Annotated in this window: 11 protein-coding genes; 5 read left to right on the forward strand and 6 right to left on the reverse strand. The window is 72.1% G+C overall.

Annotated features, from left to right (window positions below; genetic code table 11):
- Window positions 1–74: 74 nt before the first annotated feature.
- Together IE257_RS19390 and IE257_RS19395 are read right to left on the reverse strand one after the other, a co-directional pair.
- On the reverse strand, window positions 75–1,025 hold the full coding sequence (locus IE257_RS19390) for a DeoR/GlpR family DNA-binding transcription regulator (RefSeq protein ID WP_189970329.1): 951 nt from the start codon (window positions 1,023–1,025) through the stop codon (window positions 75–77).
- Between the two features lie 175 nt (window positions 1,026–1,200).
- Complete coding sequence (locus tag IE257_RS19395) at window positions 1,201–2,640, reverse strand: NAD(P)H-quinone dehydrogenase (RefSeq protein ID WP_189970331.1); 1,440 nt, start codon at window positions 2,638–2,640, stop codon at window positions 1,201–1,203.
- A 173-nt stretch (window positions 2,641–2,813) separates the two neighbouring features.
- Between IE257_RS19395 and IE257_RS19400 the strand changes: the two genes are divergently transcribed.
- The 3 genes from IE257_RS19400 to IE257_RS19410 all read left to right on the forward strand — a co-directional run bounded on the left by IE257_RS19400 (window position 2,814) and on the right by IE257_RS19410 (window position 5,942).
- Window positions 2,814–3,251 (forward strand): gamma-glutamylcyclotransferase family protein, encoded by a 438-nt coding sequence (locus tag IE257_RS19400; RefSeq protein WP_030387598.1) that lies wholly within the window; start codon window positions 2,814–2,816, stop codon window positions 3,249–3,251.
- A 188-nt stretch (window positions 3,252–3,439) separates the two neighbouring features.
- Window positions 3,440–4,246 carry a purine-nucleoside phosphorylase gene (locus IE257_RS19405; protein ID WP_189970333.1) on the forward strand — a complete coding sequence of 269 codons (807 nt, stop codon included), beginning with the start codon at window positions 3,440–3,442 and terminating at the stop codon, window positions 4,244–4,246.
- 28 nt (window positions 4,247–4,274) lie between these two features.
- On the forward strand, window positions 4,275–5,942 hold the full coding sequence (locus IE257_RS19410; RefSeq protein ID WP_189970334.1) for a phospho-sugar mutase: 1,668 nt from the start codon (window positions 4,275–4,277) through the stop codon (window positions 5,940–5,942).
- 296 nt (window positions 5,943–6,238) lie between these two features.
- Here IE257_RS19410 and IE257_RS19415 read toward each other — a convergent pair whose 3' ends face one another.
- Genes IE257_RS19415 through afsQ1 form a run of 3 tightly spaced genes read right to left on the reverse strand, consistent with a single transcriptional unit; the run spans window position 6,239 to window position 9,028 of the window.
- Window positions 6,239–6,874: a hypothetical protein gene (locus IE257_RS19415; protein ID WP_189970980.1), complete on the reverse strand. Its 636-nt coding sequence runs from the start codon at window positions 6,872–6,874 to the stop codon at window positions 6,239–6,241.
- The gene (locus tag IE257_RS19420) at window positions 6,867–8,297 is read right to left on the reverse strand and encodes a sensor histidine kinase (protein WP_229920556.1); all 1,431 of its coding nucleotides are present in this window, start codon (window positions 8,295–8,297) and stop codon (window positions 6,867–6,869) included. The genes IE257_RS19415 and IE257_RS19420 overlap by 8 nt, the downstream gene beginning before the upstream one ends.
- Window positions 8,298–8,350: 53 nt before the next feature.
- Window positions 8,351–9,028, reverse strand: a complete 678-nt coding sequence (gene afsQ1 / locus IE257_RS19425) for a two-component system response regulator AfsQ1 (protein WP_189970338.1) — start codon at window positions 9,026–9,028, stop codon at window positions 8,351–8,353.
- A gap of 188 nt (window positions 9,029–9,216) precedes the next feature.
- On the opposite strand from afsQ1, the gene IE257_RS19430 reads away from it, so the two are divergent.
- Window positions 9,217–9,915 carry a SigE family RNA polymerase sigma factor gene (locus tag IE257_RS19430; protein ID WP_053705143.1) on the forward strand — a complete coding sequence of 233 codons (699 nt, stop codon included), beginning with the start codon at window positions 9,217–9,219 and terminating at the stop codon, window positions 9,913–9,915.
- Between the two features lie 182 nt (window positions 9,916–10,097).
- On the opposite strand, the gene IE257_RS19435 is transcribed toward IE257_RS19430, so the two are convergent.
- The gene (locus IE257_RS19435; RefSeq protein WP_078626444.1) at window positions 10,098–10,799 is read right to left on the reverse strand and encodes a uridine kinase family protein; all 702 of its coding nucleotides are present in this window, start codon (window positions 10,797–10,799) and stop codon (window positions 10,098–10,100) included.
- A gap of 51 nt (window positions 10,800–10,850) precedes the next feature.
- Between IE257_RS19435 and IE257_RS19440 the strand changes: the two genes are divergently transcribed.
- Entirely contained in the window at window positions 10,851–11,201 is a 351-nt protein-coding gene (locus IE257_RS19440; RefSeq protein WP_189970340.1) for a hypothetical protein, read from the forward strand.
- Window positions 11,202–11,260: the final 59 nt, after the last annotated feature.

Consider the following 11,260-nt stretch of genomic DNA (forward strand, 5'->3'; position numbering starts at 1 on the left):
TGAAGAATCAGCCTCGCCGGCGTTTGAGGCGCGGGGGTCTGGGGGCAGCGCCCCCAGCGGCCGGCCCGCCGCGGCTAGCGCCGCCGCATGTCCGCGACGCGCGCCCGCTCCGCCTGCGGCTCCAACATCCCGCCGGCCGCACTGCGCAGCTGGGCCGTCGGCCCACCGCGCCTCTGCACCGGCAGCGGCGACTCGCGGCGCGGTCGCCGCCCCTGCATGCCGTCCACACCGCCGGAGGCGACCGCGCCGCCCGCCACGGTGATCTGCACGCCCTGGTCCGCCAGCGCCTGCAGCTCCGTACCCGCCCGGTCGTCGTGCGGCGGCGGCTCGTCCGTCACCAGACGCGTCATCACGTCGGTCGGCACGGTCTGGAACATCGTGTCGGTACCGAGCTTCGTGTGGTCGGCCAGCACCACCACTTCCGCCGCCGCCTGCACCAGCGCCCGGTCCACGCTGGCGGACAGCATGTTGGACGTGGACAGCCCGCGCTCGGCGGTCAGACCGCTGCCCGAGAGGAAGGCCCGGGACACCCGCAGCCCCTGGAGGGACTGCTCGGCCCCGCTGCCCACGAGGGCGTAGTTGGACCCGCGCAGGGTGCCGCCGGTCATGACCACCTCCACCCGGTTGGCATGGGCCAGCGCCTGGGCGACGAGGAGCGAGTTGGTGACGACGGTCAGTCCGGGCACACGGGCGAGCCGGCGGGCCAGCTCCTGGGTCGTGGTGCCCGCGCCGACGACGACGGCCTCGCCCTCTTCGACGAGGCCGGCCGCGACATCGGCAATGGCGGTCTTCTCCGCCGTCGCGAGATGGGACTTTTGCGGAAAGCCGGACTCCCGCGTGAAACCGCCCGGCAAGACCGCACCGCCGTGTCGGCGGTCGAGGAGTCCTTCTGCCTCCAGTGCCCGCACGTCCCGCCGTACGGTCACTTCGGAGGTCTGGACGACGCGGGCGAGCTCCCGGAGCGATACCGCTCCGTTGGCCCGCACCATTTCGAGGATCAATTGGCGACGTTCTGCAGCGAACACGAAACTGACAGTAACCCCAACGACCGTCTGCTTTCAGCTCTTTGCGCCGGAATACCGAAGTTGTCCATAAGGTGGGGCGACTAGTGGTATACGCAGCCCGAGAGTTGCGTGAACATCTCGCCACGAAACGCCGCCCCGCCCCAAACCCCTTACGGTATGCGGCGGTTGGACCGGATCAGGCCTCGCCTGCGGCCTTCCGTGTGTGCAGCTGGCGTGCCACCTCGGCGATCGATCCCGACAGCGAGGGGTACACGGTGAACGCGTTTGCGATCTGCTCGACCGTCAGGTTGTTGTCGACCGCGATCGAGATGGGGTGGATCAACTCGCTCGCGCGCGGGGAGACGACCACACCGCCGACGACGATGCCGGTGCCCGGTCGGCAGAACATCTTCACGAAGCCGTCCCGGATGCCCTGCATCTTGGCGCGCGGGTTGCGCAGCAGCGGGAGCTTCACCACGCGGGCGTCGATCTTGCCGGCGTCCACGTCCGCCTGGGTGTAACCGACGGTGGCGATCTCCGGGTCGGTGAAGACGTTCGAGGAGACCGTCTTCAGGTTCAGGGGGGCCACCGCGTCACCGAGGAAGTGGTACATCGCGATGCGTCCCTGCATCGCCGCGACCGAAGCGAGCGCGAAGACGCCCGTGACGTCACCGGCGGCGTACACGCCGGGCGCGGAGGTGCGCGAGACCTTGTCGGTCCAGATGTGCCCGGAGTCCTTGAGCCGGACACCCGACTCCTCCAGGTTCATGTTCCTGGTGTTCGGGATCGCGCCGACGGCCATCAGGCAGTGCGTACCGGTCAGCACGCGGCCGTCGGAGAGGGTCACCTCGACCCGGTCGCCCACCCGCTTGGCCGATTCGGCCCGGGAGCGCCCGACCACGTTCATGCCGCGGCGCCGGAAGACGTCCTCCAGCACGGCGGCCGCGTCCGGGTCCTCACCGGGCAGCACGCGGTCGCGGGAGGACACGAGGGTCACCCGGGAGCCGAGCGCCTGGTACGCGCCGGCGAACTCGGCGCCGGTCACACCGGAGCCGACCACGATGAGCTCCTCGGGGAGCTCGTCGAGGTCGTAGACCTGGGTCCAGTTCAGGATGCGCTCGCCGTCGGGCATGGCGTCCGGGATCTCGCGCGGGGTGCCGCCGGTCGCGATCAGCACGGCGTCCGCGGTCAGGATCGTCTCGGACCCGTCGGCGGCGGTGACGATGACGTCCCGGGTGCCGTCGATGCCCTGCGGCCCGCCGAGCTTGCCGCGGCCGCGCACCACGCGGGCGCCGGCCCGGGTGACGGAGGCGGTGATGTCGTGGGACTGGGCGAGCGCGAGGCGCTTCACGCGCCGGTTCACCTTGCCGAGGTCCACGCCGACGACGCGCGCGGCCTGCTCGATGTGCGGGGTGTCGTCCGCGACGACGATGCCGAGCTCCTCGTACGAGGAGTCGAAGGTCGTCATCACCTCGGCGGTCGCGATCAGAGTCTTGGAGGGTACGCAGTCGGTGAGGACCGAGGCCCCGCCCAGACCGTCGCAGTCGACGACGGTCACCTCCGCGCCGAGCTGGGCCCCCACCAGGGCTGCCTCATACCCGCCGGGTCCGCCGCCGATGATCACGATCCGGGTCACGAAAAGTCCGCCTCACGTCTACCCGGCCGGCTGCCGCCCCGGCCGGTGTTCCGGGGGGTCTCCCCGGGGGATGCATTCCGTGCTCCATTCTCCCGCACGCTTCACGGTGCTTCGCGCCCGGTCCCTCCATCCGGGCACGCGTGCACCGGCACCCCTCCCGTACCCTCGACCTCATGTCGCTCTACGCCGCGTACGCCGGCAACCTCGACCCGCGGCTGATGACGCGCCGCGCTCCCCATTCGCCGCTGCGCGGCACGGGCTGGATCAACGACTGGCGGCTGACCTTCGGCGGCGAGCAGATGGGCTGGGAGGGCGCACTCGCCACGATCGTCGAAGCCCCGCGCCACCAGGTCTTCGTCGCCCTGTACGACATCGCGCCGCTGGACGAGGAGTCGATGGACCGCTGGGAGGGTGTCGGCCTCGACATCTACCGCCGCATGCGGGTGCGCGTCCACACGCTGGACGGCGAGGAGGCGGCCTGGGTGTACGTGCTGAACGGCTACGAGGGCGGCCTGCCCTCGGCGCGCTACCTCGGCGAGATCGCCGACGCCGCCGAGTCCGCGGGCGCCCCCCACGACTACGTGATGGAAATCCGCAAGCGCCCTTGCTGACCCCCTACGGGGCCGCTCGGCCGACCTGACCGCCCCGCCGGCGCCGAGTGGGGTGCGGGGCGGAGCCCCGGTCCTTGGGCCCGGCCACCCCGTCGGGGACGATTCGGCGGAAACGACAAGGCAACGATCCGAACACCGTGAGCTGTGCCATCTACGCGCGTAGGCCGGAAGCGGTTACGCTCGTCCGCGTGAACGCATCTGTTACCGACCCCTTCGCCACCGCCGACGCCGCAGCCGCCCGCCTGCGTGAGCTGACCGGCGTGGACTCCCACGATGTCGCCCTCGTGATGGGCTCCGGCTGGGCCCCCGCCGCAGAGGCGCTCGGCGCCCCCGAGGCCGAGTTCCTCGTCACCGAGCTGCCCGGCTTCCCGCCCGCCGCCGTCGAGGGCCACGGCGGCAAGATCCGCTCGTACAAGATCGGCGACAAGCGCGCCCTGGTCTTCCTCGGCCGGACCCACTACTACGAGGGCCGCGGCGTCGCCGCCGTCGCCCACGGCGTGCGCACCGCCGTCGCCGCCGGCTGCAAGACCGTCGTGCTGACCAACGGCTGCGGCGGTCTGCGCGAGGGCATGAAGCCCGGCCAGCCCGTCCTGATCAGCGACCACCTCAACCTGACGGCCACCTCGCCGATCGTCGGCGCGAACTTCGTCGACCTCACCGACCTGTACTCGCCGCGCCTGCGCGCGATGTGCAAGGAGATCGACGCGACCCTCGAAGAGGGCGTCTACGTGCAGTTCCCCGGCCCGCACTACGAGACCCCGGCCGAGATCAACATGATCCGCGTCATGGGTGCCGACCTGGTCGGCATGTCCACCGTGCTGGAGGCCATCGCCGCCCGTGAGGCCGGCGCCGAGGTTCTCGGCATCTCCCTGGTCACCAACCTGGCGGCGGGCCTGTCCGGCGAGCCGCTGAACCACGAAGAGGTCCTCCAGGCCGGCCGCGACTCGGCTGCCCGCATGGGCACGCTGCTGACGCAGGTCCTCGCCCGCATCTGATCGACGTACGAGAGGTAAGGCGGAAGCAGTGCAGGAACAGGCACAGGACGACCTGATCACCCGGGCGCAGGCCTGGCTGGCCGAGGACCCGGACCCGGAGACGGCCGCGGAACTGGCCGCGCTCATCGATGCGGGAGACACCGCGGAGCTCGCGGACCGCTTCTCGGGCACCCTGCAGTTCGGCACCGCCGGTCTGCGCGGTGAGATCGGCGCCGGTCCGATGCGGATGAACCGCGGTGTGGTCATCCGGGCCGCGGCCGGCCTCGCGGCCTACCTGAAGGCCCAGGGACACGACGGCGGCCTGGTCGTCGTCGGCTACGACGCCCGCTACAAGTCCGCGGACTTCGCCCGCGACACCGCGGCCGTCATGACCGGCGCCGGACTGCGCGCGGCCGTCCTGCCCCGCCCACTGCCGACGCCCGTCCTCGCGTACGCGATAAGGCACCTCGGCGCCGTCGCCGGCGTCGAGGTGACCGCGAGCCACAACCCTCCCCGGGACAACGGCTACAAGGTCTACCTCGGCGACGGCTCGCAGATCGTCTCCCCGGCCGACACCGAGATCGCGGCGCAGATCGCGGCGGTCGAGAAGCTGGCCGACGTACCGCGCCCGGAATCCGGCTGGCAGGAGCTCGGCGACGAGGTCCTGGAGGCCTACCTGGCGCGCACGGACGCCGTCCTGACCCCCGGGTCCCCCCGGGGCGTGCGGACCGTCTACACGGCCATGCACGGCGTCGGCAAGGACGTCGTCCTGGCGGCCTTCGCCCGGCACGGCTTCCCGGAGCCGGTGCTCGTCGCCGAGCAGGCCGAGCCGGACCCGGCCTTCCCGACCGTGGCGTTCCCGAACCCGGAGGAGCCGGGCGCGATGGACCTGGCCTTCGCGAAGGCCGCCGAAGTCCAGCCCGACATCGTGATCGCCAACGACCCGGACGCGGACCGCTGCGCCGTGGCCGTCCCCACCGGTGACGGCTGGCGGATGCTGCGCGGCGACGAGGTCGGCGCACTGCTGGCGGCGCACCTGGTCCACAAGGGGGTCTCACGCGGTGACAGCAACAGCGTCTTCGCGGAGTCCATCGTCTCCTCCAGCCTCCTGGGCCGGATCGCGGAGGCGGCGGGCGTCGGTTACGAGGAGACCCTGACCGGCTTCAAGTGGATCGCCCGCGTCGAGGGCCTGCGCTACGGCTACGAGGAGGCGCTCGGCTACTGCGTGGACCCCGAGGGCGTCCGCGACAAGGACGGCGTCACCGCCGCCCTGCTGGTGGCGGAGCTGGCCTCGGTGCTCAAGGAGCAGGGCCGCACCCTGACCGATCTGCTGGACGACCTGGCGATGGCCCACGGTCTGCACGCCACCGACCAGCTGTCCGTGCGCGTCTCGGACCTGTCGATCATCGCCGACGCGATGGAGGCGCTGCGCGCGCAGCCGCCGGTGTCCCTGGCGGGCCTGCGGGTGGTCTCGGCGGAGGACCTGGCCAAGGGCACGGAGACCCTCCCGCCCACGGACGGCCTGCGCTACTACCTGGACGGCGCGTACAAGGCCCGGGTCATCGCCCGCCCGTCGGGTACCGAGCCCAAGCTGAAGTGCTACCTGGAGGTCGTGGTCCCGGTGGCCGAGGCCTCCGATCTGGCCCCGGCCCGCGTCCGCGGCCAGGAAGTCCTGGACGCGATCAAGAAGGACCTCTCCGCGGCCATGGGTATCTGATCCCGCCGGCGCCGTTCGCGGCGTCCCGGCCCCAGGGGGCCCACCGGCTTCGTGCCGCTGCGCCGGACTCCGTCCGTCGGGCGCGGAGCCGGGGCTTCGGCCCCTGCCCGGCCCGGTCCCGCCCCGTCCGGCGGGACCGGGCCTTCGCACATCCGGCCCCACCGGCACGTGAGGCACACCCCTCAACCACGCCGGCATATCCCGAGCCCCGCCGGCGTTCGAGGCGATCCTTCAGCCCCGCCGGTGCATGAGGCGCGGGGGTCCCGGGCAGGGCCCCCGGCGGGAGCGGCGCCGCGTCAGGAAGGCGACGCGGAGGGCGTCGGGCGGGCGATCTCGCCCAGCGTCGGCACCGACTCCGGCCGCGAACGCACCGCGTCCGTGCACTCCCACGCCCGCGGCGGATCCAGGTCCGGACCGCCCAGGACCACCGGACCCGGGGTGCCCTTCAGCGCCTCGCTGCCCGCCAGCGTGCACACGATCTGCGAGAGCGCCACCGGCGGCAGGTCCTCCGGCTTGCGGCTGAGCCGCACCGTGCCCACCGGGTCCCCCGGCCTCGGGGCTCCCGCCGAGAGCCCGGCCGGGACCTCGCTCGTGAAGCCGGCGTCCCGCTCCTCCGTGGTCGGCGTCCGCTCCAGCGCCTCCAGCAGCGCCTGTGCGACGAGCGCCAGGGGGTCCCGTACCGGCTTCTTCTCGGGTACCGGAACCACTCGCTCCACACCCACCAGCTGCGATCCGCAGACCAATTCCACCGTGGCCCGGAAGCCCTGCACCCCACTCGGCTGCGGCTGCGTGTCGCACGACACGCGCGACGGCGCCGCACCCACGTCCACCGGCACCGTCGTCGCCCGGATCCCACAGGCCGACGTCGCGAGCAGCGCGGCCGCGACGAAGGGGACCAGCACCGCCGGGACCACCGGCAGGGCCCTACGCATCCTCGTCACCCGCGAGCACCTTTCCCACGTCCACCGGCAGCCGCAGCGTGAACAGCGCACCGCCGCCCGCCCCATTGGCGGCGCTGATGTCGCCCCCGTGGATGTGCGCGTTCTCCATGGCGATGGAGAGGCCGAGCCCGCTGCCGTCCGACTTCGGCCGCGACGCGCTCGCCTTGTAGAACCGGTCGAAGACGTGCGGCAGGACCTCCTCGGGAATGCCCGGCCCGTTGTCCTGCACCGCGATCACCAGCCACTCCCCCTCCACGGTCACCGACACCCGCACCGGCGAGCCGCCGTGCTTGAGCGCGTTGCCGATCAGGTTGGCGAGGATGACGTCCAGGCGGCGCGGGTCGAGGCGGGCCACGATGCCCCGCTCGGCATCGAGTTCCACCGCGTCGAGCCAGGCCCGGGCGTCGATGCAGGCCGTGACCTGGTCGGCGACGTTCACGTCGTCCAGCACCAGCCTGGCCGTCCCCGCGTCGAAGCGGGTGACCTCCATCAGGTTCTCCACCAGGTTGTTGAGACGGCGCGTCTCGCTGACGACCAGCGCCACGGCCGGTGCGATCATCGGATCGAGGTCGTCGACCTCCTCCTCCAGCACCTCCGCCACGGCCGTCAGCGCGGTCAGCGGCGTCCGCAGTTCGTGGGACATGTCCGCGACGAAACGCCGGCTCGCCTCCTCCCGCGCGCTCATGTCGGCGACCTTCTTCTCCAGCGCCTCGGCCGTCTTGTTGAAGGTGTGCGACAGGTCGGCGAGTTCGTCGGTGCCCGACACGTCGAGCCGGTGGTCCAGCTCGCCCTCGCCGAGCCGCCGCGCCGCGTCCCCGAGCCGCTGCACGGGCTTGAGCACGGTACGGGCCGCGGCCTGCGCCAGCAGCGCGGAGCCGAGCAGCGCGAGACCGGTGGCGATGGTCAGCGACCAGCCGAGCGCGTTGAGGTCGTCCCGCTCCTGCGCGAGCGACTTGTACATGTAACCGGTGGGCCCGCCGCCCACGATCCGGGTCCCGCCGACCAGGTACGGATTGCCGTTCGGCTTCGTCCGCTGCCAGTACACGTGGTATTCGGAGTCGTTCGCGGCGGTCGTCTTCTGCCGGTCGTTCACCGCGTTCTGCAGGGACTTCGGTACGTTGGCCAGCCCGAAGGAGTCGGGCCCCGCCGCGCCGAAGATCTGCCGGTTGTCCTTGCCGACCTGCACCAGCAGCACGCTGTAGCCGGGGCTGCTGCCCGCCATCAGCTCGGCGGTGCGCTGCAGCTCCTCCGCGGTGGGATCGGCGGGCAGTGCGGCGGCCCGGTTCTGCATCTCCTGCCGGAAGTCGCCGAGGGCGGCGTCCTGGACGCGGGTGAGGACCGCCTCGCGGTTGAGCCAGTAGGCGATGCCCGAGGCCGAGACCGCGGCCGTCAGCGCGACCAGGCAGAACACCATGAGGAGCCGCAGCCGCAGGCTGGTCCAGCGCCGGCCCGCGAGCAACGCGCGGATCACTGCGGGGAGTCCAGGCGGTAGCCGACACCCCGGACCGTACGGATCAGGGTGGGCGAGGACGGCACGTCCTCGACCTTGGCGCGCAGCCGCTGCACACAGGCGTCGACGAGCCGCGAGTCACCGAGGTAGTCGTGCTCCCAGACCAGCCGCAGCAGCTGCTGGCGCGACAGCGCCTGCCCCGGCCGGCGGCTCAGTTCGAGCAGCAGCCGCAGCTCGGTCGGGGTGAGCTGGAGGTCCTCGCCGTTCTTCGTCACCGTCATGGCGGACCGGTCGATGACCAGGGAGCCGAAGCTCGCCGAATCGCTCGACTCGCGCTCGCCGCGGCGCAGTACGGCCCGGATCCGGGCATCGAGGACCCGGCCCTGGACGGGCTTGACCACGTAGTCGTCGGCCCCGGACTCCAGGCCCACCACCACGTCGATGTCATCGCTGCGCGCGGTGAGCAGGATGATCGGCAGTTGGTCGGTGCGGCGGATCCGCCGGCACACCTCGAAACCGTCGATCCCGGGCAGCATCACGTCCAGCACGATCAGATCCGGCCGCTGCTCGCGCAGCAGTTTCAGGCCGTCCTCGCCCGTCGCCGCGGTGGCCACACGGTGGCCCTGGCGTGACAGGGAGAGTTCGAGGGCCGTGCGGATGGCGTCGTCGTCCTCGATCAGCAACAGGAAAGGCACGGGCTCATTCTGTCCCATCGGTAGTCGGGAGTTCGACCGTCGGGCGACGTGATCCTGTCGGGGTCCTGTCAGAAGTCGCTGTGACAGGGCTGTGACAGTCGACGGACACCCCGGTTAAGTCGGCGGGGCAATCTTCTATCAACGCACAACGGACCGAAGCAGACACACTCCACGACGGGGGGCGCGAGATGAACACGCTGCACAGCACCACGACCAGCGCGGTTGTCACGCGGCTGCACGATGTGAACCGCCGGGCGGGTGTCCGTACGGTGGCGGTCGCCCGTCCCCGGCCGGCCCACGTCGTAGCCATTGACGCAAACCAGTACCAGGCGGTTCCCGCCGCCGAGCAGACGCCCTCCTCCACCTCGGAGGCGGAGTTCACGGCGTACGTCCAGGAGCGGCGTGCCGCCCTGTACGCGACGGCCTTCCACCTCACCGGCGACCGGTACGAGGCCGAGGACCTGCTGCAGAGCGCGCTGTTCTCCACGTACCGCGCCTGGGACCGGATCAGCGACAAGGCGGCCGTCGGCGGCTACCTGCGCCGGACGATGACCAACCTGCACATCAGCGCGTGGCGCCGACGGAAGCTGAACGAGTACCCGACCGAGGAGCTGCCGGAGACGGCCTCCGACACGGACGCGATGCGCGGTACGGAGCTGCGCGCGGTCCTGTGGCAGGCACTGACCCGCATCCCGGAGCCGCAGCGCACCATGCTGGTGCTCCGCTACTACGAGGGCCGCACGGACCCGGAGATCGCGGAGATCCTCGGCATCAGCGTCGGCACCGTGAAGTCGAGCATCTGGCGCTCGCTGCGCCGCCTGCGGGAGGACGAGGCGCTCAGCTTCGGCCGTGACGAGGCGGAGTCCTTCGAGGAGCTCGTCGCGTAACGCGGCACACACAAAAGCCATCGGGCCGGGGGGCCCGTCCTACGGGGGTGGGACGGGGGTCGCGGGGGGAAAAGGCGGGATCGAGCGGACGGGGGTCCACTCGATCCCGCCTTTTCGCATGCGCGGGTCAGGCGATGCACCGCGCCCCGAACGCCGGCCGGGCCGGCACCCGGGGCGGTGGGCTACGCCGGGGTCGCCGTGCGGTGGCGGCCCGCCGCGGCTGCGGCCAGGCGGCCGAGGGCCTCGTCGCCGGCGCAGGCGTGCGCGCCCAGGGCGACGTGCCGGGCCACGATGCCCCGCTCGGCGCGCATCAGCCGCAAGCCCCTGCGCAGCAGGAACGGCACGGACTTGCGGCCCTCCCGCAGGTCGCGGGCCAGCCGGCGGCGGAAGGTCGTCGAGGGGCGCCCCCGCAGGCAGATGGCGTCCGCGAGGAGGCCGAGCTCCTGGCAGCGGGCAGCCACGTCGGCGGCGAAGATGCCCTCCGCGATGAACAGCGGCGTACGGGCGATGTCGAGGCTCTCGGCGCCCGTGCGGGAGCTCGTCGCGATGTCGTACACCGGGACGTCGGTCCGCCCCGCCGCGCACAGTTCGGCGATCGCGGCGACCGCCGCGTCCGCGTCCCAGGACAGCGGGGAGTCCCAGTCGATGTCGGAGCTGCCGTCGACGAGAGGCAGGGAGGGGTCGTCGCCCTCCTTGTAGAAGTCGTCGAGGCGCAGCACGGGCAGCCCCGATCGGGCGGCCAGCGAGGATTTTCCGGAGCCCGACGGACCGGTCAGCAGGACGACTCGGGTCGGCGAAGGAGAGGAGGAGCTCACGGGACACCAGTCTGAACCATTCCCCCGGGTAGGGGATCCTCCCGGTGGCCGGTTGGTGTCCAGGAACACACCTCAACTACGCTGCGTGCGCACGCGACTACGACCTCAGGCGGGATCTCCATGGCACGTCACGCAGCCCCTTCCCTACCGAACCGGCTCCGCAGCGCCGGACTGACCGTCTCGATGGCCGGTGCGGCCCTGGCGATGGCCGCGGGCGGCGCCCAGGCCGGCGAGCTCGACGTTCCGGCAGCCCTGGCCGGGGTCACCGACCCGATCGCGAACCTCAAGGTGAACCCGCTCGCGCACACGGGTGTGGACCCGCTGGACAACGGCGTCGCCACGAAGGTCGCCGACTTCCCGTCCGTCGGGACCGGCATGGTCACCGGCATCCTGACCCAGGGGCCCTCGGTCGGGGAACTGCCCACCGCCGCCGCCTCCTCGCTGCTCGGGCCGGTGCTCCCCAAGGCGTAGGCCGGCCCAGGGCACGAGAAGGCCCCGGCAGCGCGGGGGACGCTGCCGGGGCCGGTCTC

It is taken from the genome of Streptomyces avidinii (assembly GCF_014650695.1).
Classification (GTDB): domain Bacteria; phylum Actinomycetota; class Actinomycetes; order Streptomycetales; family Streptomycetaceae; genus Streptomyces; species Streptomyces avidinii.

Coding starts and splice junctions, on each gene's coding strand:
- IE257_RS19400 (WP_030387598.1), top strand. CDS start 2,814: ATGTCGCTCTACGCCGCGTACGCCGGCAACCTCGACCCGCGGCTGATG.
- IE257_RS19415 (WP_189970980.1), bottom strand. CDS start 6,874: ATGCGTAGGGCCCTGCCGGTGGTCCCGGCGGTGCTGGTCCCCTTCGTC.
- IE257_RS19420 (WP_229920556.1), bottom strand. CDS start 8,297: ATGGTGTTCTGCCTGGTCGCGCTGACGGCCGCGGTCTCGGCCTCGGGC.
- IE257_RS19430 (WP_053705143.1), top strand. CDS start 9,217: ATGAACACGCTGCACAGCACCACGACCAGCGCGGTTGTCACGCGGCTG.
- IE257_RS19440 (WP_189970340.1), top strand. CDS start 10,851: ATGGCACGTCACGCAGCCCCTTCCCTACCGAACCGGCTCCGCAGCGCC.